At 63.2% G+C, this 24,674-nt stretch carries 23 protein-coding genes; 18 read left to right on the top strand and 5 right to left on the bottom strand.

Annotated features, from left to right (window positions below; genetic code table 11):
- Positions 1–33 precede the first annotated feature (33 nt).
- Positions 34–1,335: an acetyl-CoA carboxylase biotin carboxylase subunit family protein gene (locus ACGLWX_RS04515; RefSeq protein WP_396237686.1), complete on the bottom strand. Its 1,302-nt coding sequence runs from the start codon at positions 1,333–1,335 to the stop codon at positions 34–36.
- Between ACGLWX_RS04515 and ACGLWX_RS04510 the strand changes: the two genes are divergently transcribed.
- The 8 genes from ACGLWX_RS04510 to ACGLWX_RS04475 all read left to right on the top strand — a co-directional run bounded on the left by ACGLWX_RS04510 (position 1,321) and on the right by ACGLWX_RS04475 (position 10,774).
- Positions 1,321–1,584: a hypothetical protein gene (locus ACGLWX_RS04510; protein WP_396237684.1), complete on the top strand. Its 264-nt coding sequence runs from the start codon at positions 1,321–1,323 to the stop codon at positions 1,582–1,584. The two genes, ACGLWX_RS04515 and ACGLWX_RS04510, sit on opposite strands and share 15 nt — an antisense overlap.
- A 78-nt stretch (positions 1,585–1,662) precedes the next feature.
- Positions 1,663–3,432: an SLC13 family permease gene (locus tag ACGLWX_RS04505; RefSeq protein ID WP_396237682.1), complete on the top strand. Its 1,770-nt coding sequence runs from the start codon at positions 1,663–1,665 to the stop codon at positions 3,430–3,432.
- A 61-nt stretch (positions 3,433–3,493) separates the two neighbouring features.
- Positions 3,494–4,159 carry an alpha/beta hydrolase gene (locus ACGLWX_RS04500; protein ID WP_396237680.1) on the top strand — a complete coding sequence of 222 codons (666 nt, stop codon included), beginning with the start codon at positions 3,494–3,496 and terminating at the stop codon, positions 4,157–4,159.
- Positions 4,160–4,310: 151 nt separating this feature from the next.
- Positions 4,311–5,021: a hypothetical protein gene (locus ACGLWX_RS04495; RefSeq protein ID WP_396237678.1), complete on the top strand. Its 711-nt coding sequence runs from the start codon at positions 4,311–4,313 to the stop codon at positions 5,019–5,021.
- A complete protein-coding gene (locus tag ACGLWX_RS04490; RefSeq protein ID WP_396237676.1) occupies positions 5,018–6,508 on the top strand; it encodes a complex I subunit 5 family protein in 1,491 nt (496 codons plus the stop codon). The genes ACGLWX_RS04495 and ACGLWX_RS04490 overlap by 4 nt, the downstream gene beginning before the upstream one ends.
- Positions 6,505–8,010 (top strand): complex I subunit 5 family protein, encoded by a 1,506-nt coding sequence (locus ACGLWX_RS04485; RefSeq protein WP_396237674.1) that lies wholly within the window; start codon positions 6,505–6,507, stop codon positions 8,008–8,010. Before ACGLWX_RS04490 ends, ACGLWX_RS04485 begins: the two co-directional genes overlap by 4 nt.
- Positions 8,007–9,773: a proton-conducting transporter membrane subunit gene (locus tag ACGLWX_RS04480; protein WP_396237672.1), complete on the top strand. Its 1,767-nt coding sequence runs from the start codon at positions 8,007–8,009 to the stop codon at positions 9,771–9,773. Before ACGLWX_RS04485 ends, ACGLWX_RS04480 begins: the two co-directional genes overlap by 4 nt.
- Positions 9,770–10,774 carry a YihY/virulence factor BrkB family protein gene (locus ACGLWX_RS04475; RefSeq protein WP_396237670.1) on the top strand — a complete coding sequence of 335 codons (1,005 nt, stop codon included), beginning with the start codon at positions 9,770–9,772 and terminating at the stop codon, positions 10,772–10,774. The genes ACGLWX_RS04480 and ACGLWX_RS04475 overlap by 4 nt, the downstream gene beginning before the upstream one ends.
- 59 nt (positions 10,775–10,833) lie before the next feature.
- On the opposite strand, the gene ACGLWX_RS04470 is transcribed toward ACGLWX_RS04475, so the two are convergent.
- Positions 10,834–12,243 (bottom strand): PhoH family protein, encoded by a 1,410-nt coding sequence (locus ACGLWX_RS04470; protein WP_396237668.1) that lies wholly within the window; start codon positions 12,241–12,243, stop codon positions 10,834–10,836.
- Between the two features lie 174 nt (positions 12,244–12,417).
- Positions 12,418–13,287, bottom strand: a complete 870-nt coding sequence (locus tag ACGLWX_RS04465) for a LysR family transcriptional regulator (protein WP_396237666.1) — start codon at positions 13,285–13,287, stop codon at positions 12,418–12,420.
- Positions 13,288–13,388: 101 nt separating this feature from the next.
- Between ACGLWX_RS04465 and ACGLWX_RS04460 the strand changes: the two genes are divergently transcribed.
- Both ACGLWX_RS04460 and ACGLWX_RS04455 read left to right on the top strand, forming a co-directional pair.
- A complete protein-coding gene (locus ACGLWX_RS04460; protein WP_396237664.1) occupies positions 13,389–14,252 on the top strand; it encodes a cation diffusion facilitator family transporter in 864 nt (287 codons plus the stop codon).
- Positions 14,253–14,336: 84 nt separating this feature from the next.
- Entirely contained in the window at positions 14,337–14,606 is a 270-nt protein-coding gene (locus ACGLWX_RS04455; RefSeq protein WP_252107062.1) for a hypothetical protein, read from the top strand.
- 82 nt (positions 14,607–14,688) lie between these two features.
- Here the strand turns inward: ACGLWX_RS04455 and ACGLWX_RS04450 are convergent, their stop codons facing one another.
- Positions 14,689–14,877: a DUF3008 family protein gene (locus ACGLWX_RS04450; protein WP_252107064.1), complete on the bottom strand. Its 189-nt coding sequence runs from the start codon at positions 14,875–14,877 to the stop codon at positions 14,689–14,691.
- 117 nt (positions 14,878–14,994) lie between these two features.
- Here ACGLWX_RS04450 and ybaK point away from each other — a divergent pair, with 117 nt between their 5' ends.
- The 6 genes from ybaK (at position 14,995) to ACGLWX_RS04420 (ending at position 22,088) form a co-directional block, all read left to right on the top strand.
- Positions 14,995–15,462 (top strand): Cys-tRNA(Pro) deacylase, encoded by a 468-nt coding sequence (gene ybaK / locus ACGLWX_RS04445; protein WP_396237662.1) that lies wholly within the window; start codon positions 14,995–14,997, stop codon positions 15,460–15,462.
- A gap of 106 nt (positions 15,463–15,568) precedes the next feature.
- Positions 15,569–16,960 (top strand): ATP-dependent RNA helicase DbpA, encoded by a 1,392-nt coding sequence (gene dbpA, locus ACGLWX_RS04440; RefSeq protein ID WP_396237661.1) that lies wholly within the window; start codon positions 15,569–15,571, stop codon positions 16,958–16,960.
- A gap of 68 nt (positions 16,961–17,028) precedes the next feature.
- Positions 17,029–17,898, top strand: a complete 870-nt coding sequence (locus ACGLWX_RS04435) for a PA4780 family RIO1-like protein kinase (protein WP_252107067.1) — start codon at positions 17,029–17,031, stop codon at positions 17,896–17,898.
- 85 nt (positions 17,899–17,983) lie between these two features.
- Complete coding sequence (locus ACGLWX_RS04430) at positions 17,984–19,015, top strand: AbrB family transcriptional regulator (RefSeq protein ID WP_252107068.1); 1,032 nt, start codon at positions 17,984–17,986, stop codon at positions 19,013–19,015.
- Between the two features lie 117 nt (positions 19,016–19,132).
- Positions 19,133–21,031 (top strand): ABC transporter ATP-binding protein, encoded by a 1,899-nt coding sequence (locus tag ACGLWX_RS04425; protein WP_396237659.1) that lies wholly within the window; start codon positions 19,133–19,135, stop codon positions 21,029–21,031.
- Between the two features lie 43 nt (positions 21,032–21,074).
- Complete coding sequence (locus ACGLWX_RS04420; protein WP_396237657.1) at positions 21,075–22,088, top strand: NAD(P)-dependent alcohol dehydrogenase; 1,014 nt, start codon at positions 21,075–21,077, stop codon at positions 22,086–22,088.
- An 87-nt stretch (positions 22,089–22,175) separates the two neighbouring features.
- On the opposite strand, the gene ACGLWX_RS04415 is transcribed toward ACGLWX_RS04420, so the two are convergent.
- Positions 22,176–22,460 carry a hypothetical protein gene (locus ACGLWX_RS04415; RefSeq protein ID WP_396237655.1) on the bottom strand — a complete coding sequence of 95 codons (285 nt, stop codon included), beginning with the start codon at positions 22,458–22,460 and terminating at the stop codon, positions 22,176–22,178.
- Positions 22,461–22,668: 208 nt separating this feature from the next.
- Here ACGLWX_RS04415 and ACGLWX_RS04410 point away from each other — a divergent pair, with 208 nt between their 5' ends.
- On the top strand, positions 22,669–23,817 hold the full coding sequence (locus ACGLWX_RS04410) for a hypothetical protein (protein WP_396237653.1): 1,149 nt from the start codon (positions 22,669–22,671) through the stop codon (positions 23,815–23,817).
- Between the two features lie 8 nt (positions 23,818–23,825).
- On the top strand, positions 23,826–24,674 hold the full coding sequence (locus ACGLWX_RS04405) for a mechanosensitive ion channel family protein (RefSeq protein ID WP_396237651.1): 849 nt from the start codon (positions 23,826–23,828) through the stop codon (positions 24,672–24,674).

The following is a 24,674-nucleotide window of genomic DNA, read 5'->3' as shown; positions in this document are numbered from 1 at the left end:
AGCACTCTCCTTCCTTAAAAGCGAACTTGCCCCTTAGCCGGTCACGTCGCTGAACTCGAAGTGAAGCCGCACGGCCAGGTTGCGGTAGTTTTTTTCTAGCGCCTCGCTGGTGGGTGCCCCCATCCAGATGTAGGCGAGCGCGTAGCTGTAGGCGTCCTGCTCGGGAAGCGTCGAGAGCCGCTGGCCAAGTGTCACCTGAAGGTCGATCAGCGTGCCCGGGTAGGCCTCTTCCAGCGCCTTAATCTCCTCTTTGGAGGGCACGCGGGCGACAGTGGCATCATCGAAAAAGACGCGGTAGAAGAACTTGCCGGCTACCGGATAAGCGCCTTCGCGGTGAGGCATGTTGGGCGTTTGGCCCAGCGCCAGGTCGATGGTGACCTGCTGGTGGCTGACGCCGTCAACTTTTTCGAAAAGGTCGCAGTGGGACTGCGAAATGCGCGTGTTGACCTCCAAAAGCCAGATGCGGTTTTGCACTTCGTCCCAGAAAAACTCCACGTTGAAGGCGGCGTTGTCGTAGCCGATATGCGACAGCAGCATCGTGGTCAGCTCGCGCATCTTGTCCTGAATCTTCTCCGGCAGGGTGGAGGGGTAGTGGTAGTACAGAAAGCTCAGCACTCGCGGGTAGCGAAGCGAGTCAACGATGCCATAGGGCACCACCTTGCCTTCGAACACGTAGCCTTCCACGGTGCATTGCCAGCCGCCGATGATCTCCTCGGCCATGCAGAAGCCGCCATCGACCCGGCGTACTTCCTCGGGAATCTCGGCCTGGTCGAGAATGAAGTTGAACGGCTCGGAGATCAGCCCGATATCGCGTCTAAGTTCCTTGATCGCGGATTCGAAATCCTCGGGGCTATCGATGCGAAAGCCAAGGCGCGACCCCGAGGACTTGATCGGCTTGATGAAAAACGGAAAGTAGAGCCCGGCGCGGCCGATTTCCGACAGCGCCTGGTCATCGAAGGGGTCAAAGGCGGTAAAACGAGGGATGAAGTTGCCGATCACCTCGCGCTGGCAGCGCCGGCTCCAATACTTGTGCTCGCACTTCAACAGGCTTTCCAGGCTCGTGGTGCGGGTGTTAAAGCGGTTGCACAAAAGCGGCAGCATGGTCGAGACGGGAAAATCCATGTAGCCGACGATGGCGCCGATATCGTGATCGAAGTTCGAGAGCGTTTCGCCTGCACGCTCGACCATGGACTCGATCGGGAACACTTCGGTGTCGTACACCTCGGCGGGCTCGATGACGCCGTGAAACTCGAAGTGCTCGGCGCCTCGCAGGCGATTCAAGCGCTCGCGGTTGAAGTCGTTGAGCCCGACGACGAAGATATGCTGCGTTTGCATGCGGTCTTCTCCTGTAATGACGAAACAGTCCGGCCGACCACCACGTACGATTCAGGTACCGCCTATCCAGTATGTAAAGAAGAGTTAGCCTTTTATATTTTTGGTAACGGCCGCTTTAACGAGCTTAGCGGGCTTTACTCGAAGGCGCTCGGCGCTTTTCGCCGATTTTGTGCTAATGCCATGGCTCTTTTAGAGACACGCTTCAAACGGAGCGGCACGGCTAATCTCTTATATGTTTTTATCGAATAAATGTGTTCCTAAAAATAGCTTTTTGGAATATCTGCCAAGCGTCACAATGAGCGCGTTTCTTTTTTCAAGGCGCGCGTCATGTCACTGGATGCTTGGATTGCGATCGGGGTCGTATTAACGGTATTTCCGTTGATGGCGCTCTCTCGGCTGGGGCCGGATATTATCCTGATGGGCGCGGTGGTGGTGTTGCTCACCCTGGGCGTGATCGACCCAGGCCAGGCGCTGGGAGGGTTCTCCAATTCAGGGCTCTTTACCGTGGCCTTTATGTACGTGCTGGTGGCGGGTATTCGTGAAACCGGCGGCATCGATCTGATCATTCGCCACGTACTCGGCACGCCCGCCACCGAGCGGCGAGCGCTTTCGCGGCTGGTGCTGCCGGTCGCCTCCTTGAGCGCTTTTCTGAACAACACCCCCGTCATGGCGACCTACATTCCTGCGGTCATGAGCTGGAGTCGGCGCATTCGCCGCTCGCCGCAGCGGCTGTTGATGCCGCTAAGCTTCGCCTCGATTTTGGGCGGTACCGTCACGCTTTTCGGCACCAGCACGAATCTGGTGGTCTACGGGCTTTTGACCGAGCGCTACCCCGAGCTTTCGATGGGCCTTTTCGACCTTGCCTGGGTGGGCCTGCCCGTGGCGCTGGCGGGGCTTATCTACCTGATTTTCGTCGCGCCCAGACTGTTGCCCAATCGTGAGGGCATGGGGCGGGCGTTCGCCAACCCGCGGGAGTTCACCATCGAGATGGAGGTCGAACCCAGCGGCGTACTGGTCGATCGCACCGTGGAAGAGGCGGGGCTTAGGCATCTGCAGGAGCTGTTTCTGGTCGAGATCGAGCGCGCCGGTAACGTGGTCAGCGTGGTTGGCCCCGGCGAGCGGCTCAAGGGCGGCGACCGGCTGGTGTTCACCGGCACCAGCGACGCCGCCGTCGAATTACAGCAGATTCGCGGGCTGGTGCCGTCGAGCGAACGGGGCTCGAACCTGGAGAAGGAGTTCAAGGAGCGCCGGCTGGTCGAGGCGGTAGTGTCACACCAGTGTCAGTTCATCGGCCAGCGCATCCGCGACGGGCGCTTTCGCACGCTCTACGGCGCGGCGGTGCTAGCGATCTGCCGCGGCGGTGAGCGGGTTACCGGCAACCTGGGCCAGGTACGGCTGCAGTCGTCTGACGTGCTGCTTTTGGAGGCGCGCCCGCCGTTCATCGAACGCCATCGCGAATCCCGCGATTTTCTTTTGATCAGCGAGCTCAACGGCGCCGCCCGCCCGGTGCACGAGAAGGCGCCGCTGGCCTGGGGCATTCTGATCGGCGCGGTGCTGTTGGCCGCACTTGGCGTGATGAGCATGCTCAACGCGGCGATGCTGGGGGCGGCGCTGGCGCTGTTGACCGGCTGCTGCTCGGTGGCCGGGGCCAAGCGCGGCCTCGACACTCAAGTATTGTTGACCATTGCCGCCTCGTTTGGGGTGGGCGCGGCGCTTCAGGCCTCTGGCGCGGCGAACGTGCTCGCTGGCGGCGTGCTCTCGATGGTGGCGGGCAGCCCCTGGCTTCTGCTTCTGGGCACCTACTGCGTGGTGGCGCTTTTGACCGAGCTTGTGACCAACAACGCCGCGGCGGTGATCATCTTTCCGGTGGTGACCGCCGCCGCCGAGAGCATGGGCGTGAGCGTCATGCCTTACGTGGTGACCATCATGTTCGCCGCCTCGGCCAGCTTTTTGACCCCGATCGGCTATCAGACCAACCTGATGGTCTATGGCCCCGGCGGCTATCGCATCAGCGATTTTCTCAAGGTCGGCGGCGGGCTCAACGTGCTGACCGGGGCGATCGCCGTGGCGTTGATCCCGCTGGTATGGCCGTTCTAACGCTCGCCGTTGCGGCCACTTTGCGCTAGGGTGTCGCTTTTGTTTACGAGGAGATCGCGTTATGTCAGAGCCGGGTGAACTGATCATCGAGCCCAAAAATGGCCAGCCGGCGGATGCCTGCGTGTTCATCATCCACGGCCTCGGCGCGGACGGTCACGACTTCGAGCCGCTGATTCCGGCAATGGGGCTGTCTTCGAAGCTGAACGTGCGCTTCATCATGCCCCACGCGCCGCGTCTGCCGGTGACCGTCAACGGCGGCATGGTGATGCCCGCCTGGTACGACATTCTGGCAATGGACCTTGGCCGCCGGGTGGACGAGGCGCAGCTCAAACGCTCCGCCGAGCGCATTCAGGCGCTGATTCAGGAGCAGCTCGACCAGGGCATGGATAGCCGGCGTATCATCGTCGCGGGCTTCTCCCAGGGCGGGGCGGTCGCCTACCAGGCCGCGCTCACTTTTGATGCCCCGCTTGGCGGGCTGCTGGCGATGTCGACTTACCTGGCCACCGGCGAGAGCATCGCCTTTGCCGAGGCCAACGCCGCCATTCCCGTCGAAGTGCACCACGGCAATTTCGACCCGGTGGTGCCGGAAACTCTGGGGCGCGCCGGCGCCGAGCGGCTCAAGGAGAAGGGCTATAGCGTCAACTACCGCCAGTACCCCATGGCCCACGCGCTCTGCCCGCAGCAGGTCAACGATATCGGTAAATGGCTGCAGGCGCGCCTTGGCTGAGGCGACATCGACAAGCGCCTAAAACGCAGGCACAGTGGCTGTTTACAGTAGATGTTAACCATGGCTTTTAACGTCAGTTTCTAACCGTGGCGTTGACCAACGACTTTCTACCGTAGCCTCTTATAGCCGAGCAGGGAATCAGCGAAGGCCTATGCTAGCGTCCGTCGACCTTTTGGAAATAGGGCTTTCGCTCTGCCTCGGCGCAGCGGCGCTCGTGTGCCTGTTCGACCGCCACGTGGGCCGCGCAACCGGCGCCTACGTTGCCTTTGCGCTCTCACTGGTGCTCACTTGGCTGTGGCTGGGCGCGCCGCTTTTAGCGCTGATCGAGCTCGTGCTCGGCGGGCTTGTCACCGGGGCGAGTCTCTTTTACGCCCTCGGCGCGCTGGACGCCCGCCGTCGCGGGCTGCGCTTTCATGTCACCTCGCTTCGCCGCCACGGCCCTCATATCGATACCTTTCGCGGCCCGGTCAGCCACCGACTGGCGCGGACCCTGCTGACGGTTGCCTGGTGCGGCATGGTCGGTGCAGTCATTCGGCTGGTCATGCCGGAGATGGCCTATAACCCTTCCGAGCATCCGCTGATGCTGGTGGCGGTACTGCTGGTGGGGCTGGCGATGGGCGCGTTCGCCCTGCACCGGCATCGCCTGCGCCGGCTGCTCGCTTTTAACGTGCTGGGTAGCGGCGTGTTTCTGTTGGTGGTCGGGCTTGCCGGCACCGCCGAAGGTTCCCAGGCGCTGGTGGGCGTCGGGCTTTTGGTGGCGTCACTTGGCTCGCTGCTGGGGGCGGTGCTCATTCGCGAGCTCAACGCCCACGAAGACGAGGCGAGCCAGGAGCAGGCCGGCGCCCCGGGGAGGCCGGGATGATCTGGCGATTTGGCCTGTTTGAAAGCACTTTCGCGCCGCTGGCGCTCACCCACTGGGCGCTTTTGTGTGCGCTTTTGCTTCCGCTACTGGCGGGGCTGCTCGCCGCTGTCTTGCCGCCCAGGCGGGGCGCGCCGGTGCTTGTCGTGGCCGCTTTGCTGCTGGCCGCCGGGGCCGCGCTCACCCTCGATGCCTACCAGACCGGGCTTTTACGCTGGCAGACCGAGATTCTCGGGGTGACGCTATCGCTACGCTTGAACGGGCTGGGGGCGCTTTTACTGCTGGTCACGCAAGGCGTCTCGGCGGCGGCGGCGCTCTACGCGCCGGGCTATCTGCGCTTGATCGAGGCGGGGCCGGCGGGGCGCTGGCTCTGGCCGCTGATGGGGGTGACCGTCAGCGCGCTGTCGCTTTTGTGGCTCGCCGCGGATCTGCTCACGCTCTACTTTGCGCTTGAAGCGCTCGGGCTTTCGGCGGTGGCGATGTTGCTGCTGTCGCAAAAGAGCGAGGCGCTCGAGGCGGGCATGCGCTATCTGCTGCTCACGCTGGTCGGCTCCTTGGCTTATCTGATGGGCGTGGCGCTGATCGTCGGCGAGTGGGGCGAGCTCGAGCTATCGCGGCTGGCCGTTGCGGTCGAGCCCGGCGCGGTGGCCTATGTGGCGGCGGCGCTACTGGGCGCGGGGCTTGCGCTCAAGGCCGCCCTTTTTCCGCTGCACGCCTGGCTTGGGCCAGTGCACGAAAACGCCTGGACGCCGGTGAGCGCCCTGCACGCGGCGCTGGTGCTCAAGGCATCGCTCTATATGCTGATCCTGCTCTGGAGCCTGCTACTACCCCAGACGCTTTGGGCGCCGCGCCTGATCGCCTGGCTTGGCGGGCTGGCGATCGTTTGGGGCGGGCTGACCGCCTGGCGGGCGCAAACGCTCAAGTCCCTGGTGGCCTCCTCGACGGTGGCGCAGCTGGGCTATCTGATGGTCGCCTTTCCGCTGCTGTTGGGCCCTGACATCGCGCCGATTCCCAAAGCCCTTGCCTGGCAGGGGTTCTGGCTGCAGCTGATCGGCCATGGGCTGGCCAAGGCGGCGATGTTTCTCGCCGCAGGCAATCTAATGCTCGCCACCGGCGAAAGCTCGCTGAAGGGCCTGGCCGGTACCAGCCGGCATTTGCCGCTGTCGCTTTTGATCTTCGGCCTCGCCTCGATCACGCTAATGGGCCTGCCGCCAAGCGCCGGGTTCACCGCCAAGTGGCTGCTGTTACACGCCATGGTGCTTTCGAAGCAGTGGGTCGGGGTGGCGTCGCTGCTCGTCGGCACGCTGTTGACCGCGGCGTACATCTTTCGCATGTTTCGCTACTCCTTTGACGAGCGCGCCCCGCACCACCGATACCAGCCGCTGGCGCGGGGCATGGACGCCGTCGCGCTGACGCTTGCGCTGGCGGCGTTGGCACTTGGGCTGTTGGCGCACTTTCCGCTTTCGCTTCTGCACGGAGGGGGCGCATGAACATGGCCTGGCTGCCGCTCGCCGCGCTTTCGGTATCGCTTTTCGCCGCGATCGCGATCTTTTCACTGCCGGAAACCGCGCGGCCGGCGCGCACCGTGATCAACCTCGCCGCGGCGGCGTGCAAGGTGGCACTGGTGGTGCTGATGGTCTGGCGGGTCTCCCAGGGGTTCGAGGACACCTTTAGCTTTCAGATCATCGGCGGCATCGACTTCGTGCTGCGCGCCGACGCGCTCGGCGTCATGTTCGCCGGGCTCTCATCAATACTGTGGCTCTGCACCACCGTCTACGCCATCGGGTATCTGGAAGGTGCGGCGAACCGCAAGCGCTTTTTCGGCTTCTTTAGCCTCTGTGTGACCAGTACGCTGGGGATCGCGCTGGCGGGCAATCTGTTCACCTTCCTGATCTTCTACGAAATGCTCACGCTCTCGACCTACCCGCTGGTTGCCCACGCCGGTACGCCCAAGGCGCTGGCGGCGGGGCGGGTCTATCTTCGTTATACGCTCAGCGCCGGCGTGGTGCTGTTGCTCGGCGTGGTGCTGCTCTACAGCCTGACCGGCGATCAGTCGTTTGCCTCGGAACAGGGGCTGGATCGCTATCTGGGCGATCACCGTGGGCTGTTGACGTTCATTTTCGCGCTGCTGGTGGGCGGTTTGGCGGTAAAGGCGGCGATCGTGCCGCTGCACGGCTGGCTGCCGCGGGCGATGGTCGCGCCGGCGCCGGTTAGCGCGCTGTTGCACGCCGTTGCCGTGGTCAAGGCCGGCGCCTTCGGCATTCTGCGTATCATCTATGATTTGTACGGCATCGAGCTCAGCGTGGAGCTTGGCGTAACCACTTGGCTTGCGGCGCTGGCGGCCTTCACCATCCTGTACGGCTCGCTGCGGGCGATGGCCCAGGCCGAGCTGAAACCACGGCTTGCCTTTTCGACCATCAGCCAAGTCTCCTACATCGTGCTGGGGGCGTGCGTGGTGGGGCCTTTCGGCACCATCGGGGCGCTGGCGCACCTGCTGCACCAGGGCTTGATGAAGGTGACGCTCTTTTTCTGCGCCGGCAGCTACGCCGAGGAGCTCGGCATTCACCGCATCGACGAGATGAACGGCGCCGGGCGGCGCATGCCGCTGACCAGTATCGCGTTTACCCTGAGCGCACTCGGTATGGTGGGTTTGCCGCCGACCGCCGGCTTCATCACCAAGTGGTATTTGGGCATCGGCGCCATCGAGGCCCGGATGCTCTGGGTCGTGGCGGTGCTAGTACTCAGCAGCGTGCTCAACGCGCTCTACTTTCTACCGATCATTTACCGGCTCTGGTTTTGCCAGGGGCCGGCCCACGGGGTGGGCGAGTGGCCGAGCGAGCAGCGCCTGGGGCGCTTCGAGACTCACGGCTGGCTTTTGTGGCCGGCGGTTTTTACCACAACGGTAGGCCTTCTGGCCGGGCTGTTAGCGGGGCTGCCCTTTAGCCCGCTGGACTGGGCGACCCGCGTTGCGGTCGGGGAGTACCTGCCATGACCGCGCTGCTGTTGGCCGCACTTTTATGGCCGCTTTGCGTGGCGCTTTACGTGGTGCGCCAGATGTTTCGCCCGCCCGAGGCGAGGCGTTTTTTTTCGCTCGGGTGGCTCAGCGCCGCCTGGCCGGCGCTGTTGCTGGCGTTCATTGGCGAAGGAGCGTGGGAGTGGCAGGCCTGGCTGCTCGGCGGGCAGTGGGCGCTCGACACGCTCGCAAGAGCCTGGCTTGGCTTCACCGCACTCTTGTGGAGTCTGGCGGCGCTCCACGCGCGGGGCTACTTCAAGCGCGCGGCGGCGCGCGCACGCCTGGGCGATGACGGCGAAAGCGGTAAGCTTTTGCGCTTCACGCTGTTCTGGCCGCTGACGTTTCTGGGCAACGCGTTTTTGATTCTCTCCAGGGACGTTGCGAGCTTCTATCTCGGCTTTGCGCTGATGACCTTCGCCGCCTACGCGCTGGTGCTGCACGAGCAAAGCGGTGCGGCCAAGCGCGGCGCACACGCCTATATCGTGCTTGCGGTCATCGGTGAAGCCCTGATCCTCGGCGGGCTTTTGTGGGCAGCGGGCAGCGGCGAGACAACGACGCTCGAAGGCGTGCGCGAGGCGATCGCCGCCGCTCCCCAGGGCGTGTGGATGGCGCTTCTTCTGTGGCTGGGCTTTGGCGTCAAGGCCGGGGTGATCGGGCTTCACGTCTGGCTGCCGCTAGCCCACCCGGTGGCGCCGGCGCCGGCAAGCGCGGTGCTCAGCGGGGCGATGATCAAGGCAGGGCTTCTGGGGTGGCTCGCGCTACTGCCGCTGGGTGTGGAGGGTTTGGCGCCGGCGTTTTCGACGCTTGGCGAGATAATGCTCGTGGCCGGGTTCGCCGCCGCCTTTGGCGCCGCGTTTTACGGAGTGGGCCAGTGCCACCCGAAGGCGGTGCTCGCCTACTCGAGTATCAGCCAGATGGGCATGATGACCGCGCTGGTGGCGGTGGGGCTGCTCGACGCAACGCTTTGGCCGGCGCTGCTGCCAGGCATTGCGCTGTTTGCCGGCCACCACGCGCTGGCGAAGGGCGCGCTGTTTTTGGGCACCAGCGTGAGCGAGCACATGCCGCGCCTGCCCACCGCGCTGTTGTGGATTGTGCTGGCGCTGCCGGCTCTGTCGCTGACCGGCGCCTTCGGCGCGGGGTTGATCAGCAAGTACAGCGTCAAGCACGTTCTGGAGGAGGGCGCGCATCACCACATCATATTGCTACTAACGTGGGCGGCGGTGGGCACCACGGCGCTGGTCAGCGTTTGCCTGTGGCGCCAGTGGCAGGACCGCAACACCGGCGACAGCGATGCCTGGCAGCTAGCCGGCTGGGCACTGGCGATTCTGGCCGCCCTGACCGTGCCCTGGTGGCTGCCGCTGCCGGAGGAGAGCGTGCACGTGCCGGCGCTAAAGTCGCTGAAATCCCTGGTATGGCCGCTGCCTGCTGGCGTGGCGTTGGTGGTCGTTGGAGTGGTGATTGCCCGCGCTTTAAGCGCGCCGACGCTGCCGGCAGGGGATTTGTGGTGGCCGTATCAAAAGGGGGCGGGATGGCTGGTCGCGCTTTGTAAAGGCGTGGCGCGACGAGCCAAGCGCGTTAAGCGTTCAAGCGTTGCCCGTGCGCTGGTGCTCGAACGCTACGCTATGGCGCGCTTGAATCATGCGCTTGAAGGGGAGCGATGGCTGCGCCGTCACGGCAGCGGGCTGATGATGGCGCTGGCGGTGGTGCTGGCGTTATTACTGATTTGGGAGGGGAGCCAATGAGCGAGACACCGCAAAAGAGCTTGCGCGGGCGCCGCGCGCAAACGCCGGAAGAGATTCCCACGCCCGGGCTTCTGGACGTGTGCTGGCGCGTGGTGCGCGCGGCGCGGCGTAACCGCTTGACCATGCTGGCCGCAGGCACCGCCTTCTACGCGCTGCTGGCGCTGTTTCCGACCATCGCGGCGGTCATCTCGCTTTGGGGCCTTCTGTTCGACCCGATGGAAGCAGCCCAGCAGCTTTACGAGATCAGTCGCTTCATGCCGCCGGACGCGGCGAACTTGATCGACCAGCAGGCCGAGCAGGTGATCGAAAACACCGAAGCGGGCAACTTCATGGCCGCAATGATCGGGCTTGGCATCGCCATGTTCGTCGCCTCGAAGGGGGTGGCGGTGCTGGTGGTGGGGCTCAACATCGTCTACGGCGAAAGCGAGAAGCGCCCCTTTGTGCGCCGCACGGTGCTGTTGACCCTGCTCACCTTCGGGCTGATCGCGATGACGCTGATATCGCTTGGCTTCATCGCGCTGATTCCGATGGCGGTGGAGTCGCTTGCGATCGAGGCGCCGCTGAACAACATCATCAACTGGCTGCGCTGGCCGGCGCTTTTGATCATCACTAGTTTTCTGGTCACGCTGCTCTACCGCTTTGCGCCCTACCGGCGAAAGCCGCGCTGGGAGTGGCTCAACTACGGCACGCTGTTTGCCACGCTCGCTTGGCTTCTGGGGTCGGCGGCACTGTCGCTCTACGTGCGTACCTTTACCACCTTCAGCGAAGTCTACGGCTCGCTGGGGGCTGTGGTCGCCATGATGATGTGGTTTTGGATCTCGGCATTTTTAGTGCTGTTCGGCGCCGAGATCAACTGCGAGCTGGAGCGTCAGACCGTAAAAGACACCACCGTCGGGCGTTCGCGCCCGCTGGGTGAGCGAAAGGCCTTCGCTGCGGACACCGTGGGCGTGCCCAACCCGATGGGTGAGGAAGACGATGAGAGTGAGCCGGATACCCGCTAGTCGCGCCGCCGTCGGCGGCGCGAGTGTGAAGGTGGTGGAAGGGGAATTGATGGAAGGGCTTACAACAACTCTTCGGCGGCCAGCGCCAAACGCGAGCGCTCGACGCTTTTTAGCGTGATGTGCCCGGCGTGAGGCCAGTCTCTAAAGCGCTCGACCACCGCGGCCATGCCGCAGGTGTTGGCAGTCAAGTAAGGCGTGTCGATCTGACCGACGTTACCCAAACAGACGATCTTGGTGTTGCGACCGGCGCGGGTCACCAGCGACTTGAGCTGTTTGGGGGTGAAATTTTGCGCCTCGTCGATAATCAAAAAGGTATCGTTCAGGGTGCGCCCGCGCATGAAGCTCGGCGAGCGGATCTGCACCCGCGAGCCGATCAGCTGACGAGTGGCGCCGTTGTCCCAACTCGATTCGCCGTCGTCGTTGCGCAAAAGGTTGTCCATGTTGTCGTGAAACGCCCCCATCCAGGGCGACATTTTCTCCTCCTCGGTGCCCGGTAGAAAGCCGATGTCCTCGCCCATGGGGATCGGCGCGCGGGTGAACACGATGCGCTCGAACTGCTTGGCGTCCAGCGTTTGTTGAAACGCCGCGGCGAGCGTCATGTAGGTCTTGCCGGTGCCGGCGTTGCCGGCGATGGTGACCAAGTCGATCTCCGGATCCATCAGCAGATTCAGCGTGAAGTTCTGGCGGCTGTCGTGGGCGTGCACGCCCCAAACGCCCGAGTGGTGGCGGTAGTTGGTCAGAAGCTGGAGCGTGGCGCGCTCAGAACTCAGCTCGCGCACGATAGCCTCGAACTCGGCGCCGTTTTCGCTATCGCTGACCAGCATGCCGGTGTGCCACTCCACGGGCATCTCGCCCTTGAGGTGGTAGAAGGTGTGATGGCCGGTGCGCTCGACGTCGACCTCGACGTTTAACGTTTCCCAAAGTGTGGCGCTTTCGCTTGCCGCGTGCTGGTAGACGCTGGCGCCCTCGATCATGGCGTCGCTGTCGGAGAAGGCACGATCGTTGTGGTAATCCTCCACCGGCACCTTGAGCGCGGCGGCCTTGATACGAAGGTTGATGTCCTTGGTAATCAGGATGACCGAGGCGTCCGGGTGCTCGTCGCGCAGCCGGCAGGTTTCGGCCAGTATACGGTTGTCCGGGGTGTCGCTGACTTCGTTGAGAAGCTTCAGATCGCTGTAGCAGAGGAAATGGAGCCGGCCGCTTTCGCCGGAAAGCCGGGGGATGGGAACGCCGTGCTGAACTTCCTTGAAGGTGACCTGACTGGTGAGATCCGACAGCGTGCGGCTAATTTGGCGCGCCGTACGGGCGATTTCGCGAATGCCGTTTTTATGCTTGTCCAGCTCCTCAAGGACGGTCATGGGGATGACCACATCGTGCTCGTCGAAATGGTACAGAGCCGCGGGGTCGTGAATCAGAACGTTGGTGTCGAGCACATAAAGCCGTTTGGCTTTCTTATCGAGTTTGACCATCGTGGAAGTCGCTCCTAAGTGGACGGCAACATCGACACTGGCAGGGCTTTTTGACGCACGCATGACACTGCCCGTGTTCTACGCTCTAGAGTGTCATCGCTCTCCTCTGTGGTTTTTTTATAGCGTGGTGGGCAATGCCACTTTTTGCCAATACACGTTTCAACGAAACCGCGTTCACTCCTCGTGGGCCAAAAACCGCGTGAGCCGGCTAAGCAGCGCGCTCGCCACCGGCCCCTGGGGGCCGCTCACCAGCGAGCGGTAGTGGTAGCTTTCGAGCGTGAGCTCGTGGGGCAGGCGGCTGAGCGTGCCGGCCTTCAGCGCTTGGCTGATGAGCGGGGCGGGCAGAAGCGCCCAGCCGGTGCCCTGGATCACGGCGTCGCGCATTAGCTCGAACATCGTCACGCTTAGGTAGTTGGCTGAGAACAGCGCCTCGCTCACCAGCCGGTCGTCCTGCAAGTGGCTCAAGCAAACCTGGGTGTACTGGGCAAGATCGTCGCGGTGCACGTTGGGGAGCCGGCTCAAGGGGTGGTGCGGCGCGGCCACCAAACGCATGTCGATCGGCGCCAGGCGCTTGGCGTAGTGGGGCAGCGCCTGAGCAGTGTAAAGGCCGAAGGCGATATCCACCGTTTGGCGCGCGATCAGCGTTTGATGCGTTTGCGGAGGTGCAAGATAGACCGAGATCGCCGTGAGCGGAAAGCGCGTTTTGATGTCGTGCATCACGCCCTGCCAAAACGCCTCGGGCAGGGCGTCGTCGCGGGCAATGCAGAGCTGGCTCTCCACCCCCAGGCTGTGCTGCTGGCAGTAGTTGTCGATGCGCGTGGCGCTGGTCAACAGGCGGTAGCAGTCCGGCAGAATGCTCTCGCCCATCGGCGAAAGCGTGAGGCTGTTGCCGGAGCGCTCAAAAAGCGCCACGCCCAGGTGATCTTCCAGCGCGCTTACCATGGCGCTCAGGGTGCTGCGCTTGGCGCCGGTATGGCGGGCGGCGCCGGCGAAGGAGCGCTGCTCGGCGACCTCGATGAACGCCTGAACCTGTTCGATACGCACAAGGCCTCCAGCGCCAAAAAAGTTGGCGGTGAGCGATTGGTGAAAAGCGGGGTGGGCGCCTATTATGGCGCACCTTTCACCTCTTTCGGGATGTTTTCTGCGTGTCTTCGTCAACGGTCGAGCGCCGCGCGCTCAGGTTTTCGGCGCTCTGTGCCTCGGTTTTCGCCCTCGCCGGGCTCGTCATCGGTCTCGCCTCCGGCTCCATCACCATTTTGTTCGATAGCGGCTACTCGCTACTGAGTCTGGTGCTGGCAACGCTGTCGCTGGTCGCGCTCAGCCACGCGCAAAAGCCCGCCGACGAGCGCTACCCCTTCGGCAGGCTGACCGTCGAGCCGCTGGCGGTGCTGCTCAAGGGCGTGGTGATCGCGCTGGTGTGTCTGTTCTCACTGGTGTCGGCGCTTTGGAATCTTTATCAAGGCGGGCGGCTCGTGACGCTGGATTTGGCGCTGGGGTTTGGCGCCTTCAACGTCATCGGGTGTTTGTTTACCTGGTGGCGGCTGACGCGCTACGCCCGCGGGCGCCACTCATCGCTCATGGCCGCCGAGCTCAAACAGTGGGCGATGGATACCTGGCTCTCGGCGGCGGTGCTGATCGGCTTTTTTGCTACTTACCTGCTGACGCTCTCGCCGCTTGCCGCCTGGGCGCGCTTTGCCGACCCGGCGATGGTGCTTTTGATCGTCGCCTACTTCCTGCCAATGCCGGTGCGAATGATCCGCGGGGCGCTGAAAGAGCTGATGTTCGGCGAGCCCGGCGGCGGCATGCGCGAGGAGCTGGCCGTAGGCGTGGCGGATTTCGCGGTCGAGGAGAGCGACGTGCGCCTGGCGCGGGTGGGCAACTTTTTGATGGTCGACATTCAGCTCGAAAAGGCGCAGATCGACGACGCCGAAGCCATCGTCGAGAGCGTGGCGCGCCACTGCCACCATCGCCAGCTGCGCCCGGTCACCAGCATTACGCTGGTGACCTAAGCCTGGCGAAAAGCGTTGACGCCGTCGTGAGCGGGTGGTATCTAGCGCTACCGGCAATCGGGCCGGATTTTGAGGGTTTGAAACATGCTACTCGGCCGCTTCATCGCTTTGCTGGTCGCCACTACGCTGGTCGCGGGCTGTGCCAGCACCACCGTTGCCCCCCGCTATACCTCGACCAATACCGACGTCATGCGCGTTGGCGGCGAGCGCCCCTCGAGCGCCGACCCGCGCACCGAGGACATGGGCTCGTACTGCCTGGAAACCACCGAGCGCTGGAACGAGCAGGGCCGCACTCCGGATGGCCAGAACCTGTGGGCCAAGGACACGCTGCGCAAGGTCGTGCCCTGCCAGTAAGGTTAGCCCTTGCACACAACGCCCGGCATCGATGCCGGGCGTTTTGATTAGGGGGAGGGCGCTGGCTAATCGCAACGAGCGACTAGTCGTCGCCTTTCTTCTCCGGCTTGCCCTTGCGCTTTGTGCTGGCGAACTCCTCGAGCTCTTTTTCGCTCATCGAGTCGTACATCTCCTTTGACGAGCCTACCAGTTCACTCACGTTGGTCTCGCCGCGCTTGGCGGCCAAGGCGGCCCCTGCGGCCTTTTGCTGAGCCTTCGATTTTGCCGGCATCTTTTTCTCCTGACGCTTTTTTTCCTGATGATGGGGAGGCGTTTATCTTTTTCATGATGCTTTGCTAAAGTTTAGCTACTTCTCGAACGCCTGCCGAAACAACGCAAGGAAAGCGCCATGACGCCAGCCATCAATACCGCCAAACGGGCGGGTATCGACTTTACCGTTCACGAATACACCCACGAAAGCGGCGCCCCTTCTTACGGGTTGGAGGCTGCCGAAAAGCTCGATGTCGACCCGTCGCGCGTATTCAAAACGCTGGTGGTCGAACTCGACGGCAAGACGCTGGCGGTAGGTGTCGTGCCGGTCACCCATCAACTGGGGCTCAAGCAGATCGCCCGCGCGGCGGGGGCTAAGAAAGCGGCCATGGCGAAGGTCGATGCCGTCGAGCGCGCTACCGGCTACGTACTAGGTGGCGTGAGCCCGCTGGGGCAGAAAAAGCGTTTGGCGCTATACGTCGATGAAAGCGCCAGCGCCCTTGAAAGCATTTTCGTCAGCGCCGGGCGGCGGGGGCTCGAAATCGAGCTGGCGCCCCAGGCGCTGGTGGCGCTGGGGCAGGCGCGCTTTGCGCCGCTTGCGGTGTGAGGTCGGCGCAAAGCGGGCCGCTTTCTGGTATCGTGCGCGTTATGCGCACCAGCGACGGCACCTGGCAGTGACCGGCACCGTCGCCTCTTTTTTTCAGGAAATATTCGTGGCCGATACCTCTTTCGCCTCTCTGGCGCTGCCTTCTGCGCTCACCGACAACCTGGCCTCGCTTGGCTATCACGAGATGACGCCGATTCAGGCCCAAAGCCTTCCGCCCATGCTCGAAGGCCGCGACGTGCTTGGCCAGGCGAAGACTGGCTCGGGCAAGACCGCAGCGTTCGGGCTGGCGCTTTTGGCCAAGCTCGAAGTCGAGCGCTCACGCGTGCAGGCGCTGGTACTCTGCCCGACCCGGGAGCTTGCCGATCAGGTCGCCGAGTCGATTCGAAAGCTCGCCCGGGCGCTGCCCAACGTCAAGGTGCTTACGCTTTGCGGCGGCGCTCCCCTGGGCCCGCAAATCGGCTCGCTCGAACACGGCGCGCATATCGTGGTAGGCACGCCCGGGCGCATCGACGAGCACCTGCGAAAGGCCACGCTCAACCTCGATGCCCTCAACACCCTGGTGCTCGATGAAGCCGATCGTATGCTCGACATGGGCTTTCGCCCGGCGATCGACGCGATCATTCGACAGACACCCAAGGCGCGCCAGACGCTGCTCTTTAGCGCCACCTTCCCGGACGATAACGACGGCGGCGAACTTTTCGAGATGACCCGCGGGGTGCTGACGGACCATGTCAGCGTCGCCATCGAAGAGGGCCACGACGCCGCTACCATCGAGCAGCACTTTTTCGCCGTGCAAAGCGAGCAGGCGCGCCTGGCCGGACTCGAGGATCTGCTGCTGCACTACCGCCCGACCTCCAGCGTGGTGTTTTGCAACACCAAGCGCGAAACCGACGAGGTCGCCGAGGCGCTGTTGGAACGTGGTTTCAGCGCCGTGGCGCTGCACGGCGATCTGGAGCAGAAGGAGCGCGACCGGCTGCTGGTGACCTTCGCCAACCAGAGCGTCTCCATTCTGGTGGCCACCGATGTGGCGGCGCGTGGGCTCGATATCGCCAAACTCGACGCCGTGTTCAACTACCAGCTTGCCCGCGAGCAGGGCGCCCACGTGCATCGCGTCGGGCGTACCGGTCGGGCCGGTGAAAGCGGCGTCGCGGCCACGCTCATCGCCCCGCAGGAGCGCTACCGGCTGGAGCGTTTGAGCGATTATCTCGGCGAGCCGCTCGAGGTCGAGCCGCTGCCCAGACCCGCCCGTCGCACCCCGTTTACCGCGGCGATGACCACGCTGCAGCTGGGTGGCGGTAAAAAGGATAAGCTGCGCCCCGGCGACATTCTCGGCGCGTTGACCGGCGAGGGCGGCATTCGCGGCGACCAGGTCGGCAGCATCAAGGTGCAGGCGAGAAGCGCGTTCGTCGCCGTCGAGCGGGGCGTGGTCGACCAGGCGCTGGGTAAGCTTTCGCGCGACAAGCTCAAGGGCCGCGCGTTTCGCGTGCGCCGAATTTGAACCGTGTACCGTTTTCACTTGCATTCACCGCTTCACGCATTCGCCATCAGGAGTGACCGTCAGAGGCCATGAAGATACCCAAACGATTACAGCCACTGGTCGACGACGGCCTCGTCGACGAAGTACTGATGCAGCTGATGAGCGGCAAGGAAGCGCAGGTGTACGTCGTCCGATCCAGCGGTGAAAAGCGCTGCGCCAAGGTGTTCAAGGAGGCGAGTCAGCGAAGTTTCAAGCAGGCCGTCCAGTATCAGGAGGGCCGCAAGGAGCGCAACAGCCGCCGGGCGCGGGCCATGGCGAAAAAGACCCGCTACGGCCAAAAAGAGCAGGAGCAGGCCTGGCTCACCGCCGAGGTCGACGCGCTCTACCGGCTGGCAAGCGCCGGCGTGCGCGTGCCCACGCCCTACGGCTTTGTCGACGGCGTGCTGTTGATGGAGATGATCACGGACGCCGAAGGCGACGTGGCCCCGCGGCTTGGCGACGTCACGCTCACCGAGGCCCAGGCGCTCGCCTACCACGACAAGGTGATCGGTGACGTGGTGCGCATGCTCTGCGCCGGCCTCGTTCACGGCGATTTATCCGAGTTCAACGTGCTGGTCGACGCCAGCGGCCCGGTGATCATCGACCTGCCCCAGGCGGTGGACGCCGCGGGCAACAACAGCGCCGCCGCCATGCTCGAGCGCGACGTAAACAACATGCGCGCCTACTTCGGCCGCTACGCGCCGTCGCTTCTGGCCACCCACTACGGCAAGGAGATGTGGGCACTTTTCGAGGCCGGCAAGCTCACCCCGGAGAGCAAGCTCACCGGCCACTTCGAGTTCGACACCCGAAGCGCCAACGTCGACGAGCTGCTGGACGTGATCGACGACGCCAAGGAAGAGGAAGCCGAGCGCCAAGCGCGGCTCAAAGACGACGATGATGATGACGGCTACCCGTACTAACCTCGCTTAATCGCTCGGATGCTATGCTAAGCGGCATAGCTCATTAGCAGGTTAAGAAACGGCGCGAAGCGCCCGGGGTATTCGTTTGAAGGCAATCGCAACCAACCGCACGGCCAAGGGGCTTTTCACCTCGCTTGGCGCTGGCGCAATCGGCGGGGCGGCGTTTGATCTGATCGGTCTGCCGCTTGCCTGGATGCTCGGGCCGCTGGTGGCGAACCTGCTGCTTTCCTGTAACGGCGTTCACGTGGCGGTGCCCGAGCGCCTGCGCAGCGTGTTTCTGGCGGTGATGGGGCTGGTGCTCGGAAGCCAGGTCACCCCGCAGCTTGCTCACCGCGTAGGCGACTGGCCGGTCTCGGCGGCGCTTTTGCTGGCGGGCGTGGCGGCCTCCACCGCCGCCGCGGCCGCCTGGTACCGGCGCTGCGGGTTCGATGCGACCAGCGCCTGGTTCAGCGCCGCTCCCGGGGCGATGACGGCGATGATTCTGCTGGGCGATCGCTGCGGCGGCGACCCGCAGCGCATCGCCGTCGCCCAGTCGCTTCGCGTGGTGCTGGTGATTCTTTTTCTGCCGGCGTTTTTCTGGATCGCCAGCGGCGATGGCGCAAGCCCCGCGCCGCCAGGCACCGCGCTGGAAAGCGGCTGGATGCTGCTGCTGATTCCGCTCGTGCTACCTCTGGGGCGCTGGCTGCGCCTGCCAAGCGCTGCGCTGCTGGCGCCGCTTCTGGTGGCCGCGCTGCTCTCGGGATTCGATATCGCAAGCCTTGCGCTTCCGGACTGGGGCATGAACTTGATGCTTTGGGTGCTGGGCAGCGCCATCGGCTCGCGCTTCAAGGGCATGACCGGGCGCCAGCTCGCCCGCTACCTGTGGCAATCCGGCGTTGCCACGCTGTTGGCGCTTTCGGTGCTGGCACTTTTTGCCGAGGCGATTCACCAACTGCTGGGCGTCGAGCGCGATGTGGCGATTTTGGCGCTGGCGCCGGGCGGTATCGGCGAAATCGCCATTCTTGCCGTAGCGCTCGACATCGACCCGGTGTTCGTCGCTTTTCACCATCTGCTGCGTATGATCACCCTGATGATCGTGGCGCCGTTCTGGGCGCGCTATCTCACCCGGCACCGGTAGCTTGCGATCGTGTGTTAGGAGGTTCAAGCCGCGCGTTTAACCATGCGCTGGCGACGCCTATCGTTAACTTCCTGAACGCTCTTTTATCCTCTTAACTTCCGGTTTCAAGGACCTTCCATGCTCGCTCGAACTATGAAATCGCTGTTTCAGTTTTTTGAAAACCGCGTGAACCCTTACCCGGAAGAGCAGATGACAACACCGCCCAAGGGGCTTTTGCCGTTCATCTGGCACTTCTCGCGGCCGATCTGGCCGCTGTTGCTGGCCATGTCGCTGGTCACCGGCGCGGTGTCGGCGGCGGAGGTGTTCTTTTTTAGCTACATGGGCGAGCTGGTTGACTGGCTGGGGCAGGTCGAGCGCGAGGGCTTCTGGGAGCAAAACGGCGGCTGGCTGATCGGCGTTGGGCTTTTGGTCATCGTCGGGCTGCCGCTTCTGGTGCTGCTGCAGTCACTGATCACCCATCAAAGCATTTTCGGCAACTACCCGATGATCGGGCGCTGGCTTTCGCATCGCCACATGTTGAGCCAAAGCCTGGCGTTCTATCAGGACGAGTTCGCCGGGCGCGTGTCGCAAAAGGTGATGCAAACGGCCCTGGCCATCCGCGAAACCGTCACCAAGGTGATGGACCTGATGGTCTACGCGCTGGTCTATTTCACCGGCGCGGCGTTTCTGCTCGGCCGCGCCGACCCCTGGCTTTTGCTGCCGCTGGGGCTGTGGCTCGCCGGGTATCTGGGCATCATGCGCTACTTCGTGCCCCGGCTTCGCGACGTCTCCATGGCTCAGGCAGACGCCCGCGCCGAGATGACCGGGCGCGTGGTGGATAGCTACAGCAACATTCAAACCATCAAGCTCTTTGCCGACACCTTGCGCGAGCAGCGCTACGCCAAGGACGCCATGGAAGGATTTCTCACCACCGTGCATCGTCAGATGCGCCTGGTCACGGTGATGAGCGTCTGTTTGACGCTGCTCAATACGCTGCTGCTGGTGGGCATCGCCGGCATGGCGATCAGCGCCTGGTATTTCGAGGCGATTTCACTGGGCGTGCTGGCGATCGCCATTGCGCTGGTGATGCGCATTCGCTTCATGTCCGACTGGATTTTGTGGGAGGTGGCCGGGCTTTTCGAGAACATCGGCACCGTGCAGGACGGCATGAACACCATCGCCCAAGCGCCGAGCATTCAGGACGCCCCCCAGGCGCTAGCACTCGAGGTTCCCCGCGGTGAGATCGTTTTCGAGGCGCTCTCGTTCCACTACACCCAAGCCAAAGGCGAGCACCGCACCGTGTTCGACGGCTTCGACCTGACGATCAAGCCCGGCGAGAAAATCGGCCTGATCGGCCGCTCCGGGGCGGGCAAGTCCACGCTTGCCAATCTGCTGCTGCGCTTTTACGACCTGCAGGGCGGGCGCATTCAAATCGACGGTCAGGACATAAGCGAGGTCACCCAAACCTCGCTTCGCCACCAGATCGGCATGGTGACTCAGGATACGTCGCTTCTGCACCGCTCGCTTCGCGACAACATCCGCTACGGAAGCCCTGATGCCAACGACGAAGACGTATGGCAAGCGGTGCGCCGGGCACACGCCGATGGCTTTTTGCAGGACCTTGTCGACCCCCATGGTCGGCGCGGGCTGGATGCCCACGTCGGCGAGCGCGGGGTCAAGCTCTCTGGCGGGCAGCGCCAGCGCATCGCCATCGCCCGGGTGCTGTTGAAAAACGCGCCGATTCTGGTGTTGGACGAGGCGACCTCGGCGCTCGATTCCGAAGTGGAGGCGGCGATTCAGGAACAGCTCGACGCGCTGATGGAGGGCAAGACAGTGATCGCCATCGCCCACCGGCTGTCGACGATCGCCATGCTTGATCGCCTAATCGTGGTCGACGGCGGCGAAATGGTCGAAAGCGGCACCCATCAGGAGCTGCTGGCGAAAGGCGGTATCTACGCGAGTCTTTGGCAGCGCCAGTCCGGCGGATTTTTGGGGCTGGACGTGTCGGATGCGGATTCGTCTGCTAACGTGACGTAAGTGCAGTAGACCAGTTGATTAATGGATGAGTCAGGAGGAGTGCATGTCCAATCGTACCGTTACCTTGAAAGCGCCCGGCGGGCTCGACCAGCTCGGCGTTAGTGAGCGTGAAGCCCCAAGTGCCCCCGGCGTCGGTGAGATCCGCGTGCGCGTTCACGCAAGCTCGCTAAATTTTCACGACTACGCGGTGGTCGCGGGCATGATCCCGACCGAGGACGGGCGTATCCCTATGTCCGACGGCGCCGGCGTCGTCGAGGCGGTAGGCGAGGGCGTAACCGAGTTCGCGGTCGGCGACCCTGTCGTTTCGACGTTCTTCCCGAGCTGGCTGGAAGGCCCGGCGCGGGTGGGTGATTTTCGCACCACGCCCGGCGACGGCGTGGACGGCTACGCCTGCGAGCAGATCACACGCCCGGCTACCTGGTTCACCCATCAGCCGAAGGGCTATAGCCACGCAGAGGCGGCCACGTTAACCACCGCAGGGCTGACCGCTTGGCGGGCGCTGGTGGTCGATGGCGGCCTCAAGGCCGGCGACACCGTGCTGGTGCTGGGCACCGGCGGGGTGTCCATCTTCGCGCTGCAGTTCGCCAAAATGATGGGCGCGCGGGTCATCGCCACCTCGTCATCCGACGAGAAGCTCGAAAAGCTCAAGGCGCTCGGCGCCGAGCACACTATCAACTATCAAACAACACCGGAGTGGGGCAAGAAGGTCAAGGAGCTCACAGGTGGTGAGGGCGTCGATCACATCGTCGAAGTAGGCGGGCCGAAAACGCTGCCGCAGTCGATCGACGCGGTGAAAATCGGCGGCCACATGGCGCTGATCGGCATTCTAACCGGGCGCGAAGGCGACATTCCCACCGCCAAGCTGATGGCCAAGCAGGCAACCCTCAAGGGACTGATCGTGGGGAGCCGCCGGGATCAGCTGGAGATGATTCGTGCCATCGAGGCCTCCAACCTGCGCCCGGTCATCGATCATGAATTTGGTTTGGAAGAGATCGGTGATGCCTTTCGCCATCAGGAGTCCGGCAAGCACTTCGGCAAGATCTGCCTGAGCTTCTAAGTGACTTCCTCGATTTTCGATGCTTAAAACGACGACTGCACGCCCAAGGGCGTGCAGTCGTTTTATACAAGGCGCATTAAAACGGCGTTAGGCGCTGCGCTCGACGGGCTCGTCGATACGACTATAGACAACGCCCTTGACCTCCAGCTCCCACACGTCCTGGTAGGGGAGCGTCAAGCCCTCGATTTCGTCAGAAGCGCCTTGAGCGCTTTTGATTAGCGCTTCGGGGATGACCCTGACGCCTTTCGTATCGGCCTGCTGGATGCGCGCGCTGAAGCGGTTGCCGTCGTGATCGATCAGCACCCGCTCACCTGCCATGCACTTGGTCAGCTTATCGTGAAGCTCACTCTCATTAACCGGAACAACGCTCATTGCGACCTCCCGTTGGGCAACACCCGATAATAACACCGGAGTCTACATGCTTGAGTGTTCGCTTGGCACCACCTTAAAGGGCCCTTGAATGGACTCTTGGCGACGGTGATTACTTCTTATTGACCTTTTTGCCCGCGTTAAGTTCGTAAGACACGGGTTTAACTCGGCGTGCTAAGCTAAACGTCTTTAGCAACCAATGAGATGCGCCATGGCAAAGCGTTTGGAAAATGCTTCTTCCTCGCTCTGGGAGGTCGTTGAAATCGAGGCGTTTTCTACTCCTGAGAAGACTCAGCGGTCTCGTCGTAAGCACTATATCAGGGCGCTCAGGACCTGGCTTACCGGCAAACGCGACGCCCAGCGACACGCAATCGAAGAGAATAAGCTACGTAAGCTTCCCGAAGTGCGTCTGGCCCACTTGGCGCCGCCCATTGACTGGTCGCGACCTGCCGCCGCTCTTGGCGACACTTTGGACCGGGATTTTCACGAGCAACCGGTCGTGTTTTTTGTTACGCCGCCCTACGGAGGGCACCCTGATATCGTCTCTCGCTGGGCAAAAGCGCATAGGGTAGGGCTCATCGAGGCGCCTGCCGTCGAGGAGCTGCTGGCGGGAGAGTCGGACTGGGTCATGCAGTTCAACGAGCAAGCGCGCTGGGCGCTACCGGCATTGGAGCGCTGCTTTCTGCGCAACCATGCCGGCATCCAGGGCGTGCGCGTGTTTTTGGAACGCGCGCTCGGCGGGCATTTGGGCCAAGGTGTCATCGGCTGCGACAGCTGGAGCTACGCCTTTCTCAAGCACATCATTGGGCTTGAGAGCGTACCGACCCTGACGCTTCAGGGCGTGGAGGGCGAGCAGCTCGCCGAGTACTTCATCGGTGCCGGGCGTGGGCACTCGGCGCTTACGGTTTACAGCGCGCGCACCGGCGAGCCGCTTTCCACCGAGAGCCAAAAGCAGCGTAAACGGGAGAGCGATTTTCAGTACCTGGCTGCGCACTGCCGGGGTCAGCTCGGTATCGCGCGCAGCTACTGGCGCGAGCAGCTGCGTGAACCGGTACAGCAAAGCGAAGGTGACGAAGAGCTTTGGCTGCTCGACGCACTCGACGAGGCGGAGCTGACCAATGAAACCGGCGATGTCGCCACGCTCGTGCTGCACGCGCTGCTCATTCATGGCGGGCTTTGTGACGAGGCGCTCGCCGAGGTTGTGCCGTTCACTCGGCACGAGGCGCTCAACGCCCGCATGGCACTGACCCGAATGGAGATTCTTTCTGAGTACGAAGGGCGGTGGCAGGTCGCGCCCTTGAGCTATGCCAGCGTTCGCGAGCTTCTGACCTCGCGTAACTATCTCGTGGACCCGCTTTAGGACGCTTCATGGAAGAGCGAAAAAAATACGCCGAGCTTTTTAACGACATCGACAGCGGTACGGTTATTACCGTCGGCCTGATTCTGTTGGCGACAGTTTTACTGATCGTTTTAAGCCAGCGCGGGCTCAACTGGCTGGCCAACCGGCTTCACGGCCAGCTGCGTTTTCGCGTGTTTGCGCTGGTGCCGCTAACCAGGCTTTTGATCCTGATCGCGGCGATCGTGCTGATCGTGCCCATGATCATCGACCCGTCGCTGCGCAACATGGTGACGCTATTCGGCGCGCTGGGGCTGGCGATCGGCTTCGCGCTAAAGGATTACGTCAGCAGCCTGATCGCCGGAGTGGTGTCGGCGGTAGAGCTTCCGTATCGGCCGGGGGACTGGGTGCAGATCGAGGATGCCTACGGTGAGGTGAAGCACGTGGGCATGCGCACCGTGCACATCCAGACTCCGGACGACGATCTGGTGGCCATGCCGCACCTGAAACTGTGGGATACGCCGGTCTATAACGCTAACAACGGCGGGCCGTCGCTGCAGTGCGTGGCGAGTTTCTATCTTTGCGTGGAGGACGCCGCGGGCTGGGTGCGCCAGGCGCTCAAGGATGTGGCGCTGACCAGCGCGTATTTAAGATTCGATGCGCCGATCATCGTCGTTGCCGAGGAGAAACCCTGGGGCACGCATTATCGCATTCGCGCCTATCCGGTCGACCCGCGCCAGCAGTTTCTATTCATCACCGACCTGACCGTGCGCGCCAAACAGGTGCTTAGTCAGGCCGGGATCAAAACCGCGCACTTGCCGCCGGACACCGCACTTGACGCCGGCGAGGTGACCTCGGGGCCGAGCAAGCCGCGCGGCTAG

Origin of the sequence: Halomonas sp. HMF6819, assembly GCF_044335525.1 — a bacterium.
Lineage (GTDB): Bacteria > Pseudomonadota > Gammaproteobacteria > Pseudomonadales > Halomonadaceae > Vreelandella.
The sequence above is the reverse complement of the archived record's forward strand: the minus strand, read 5'-3'. Positions and strand labels throughout refer to the sequence as shown.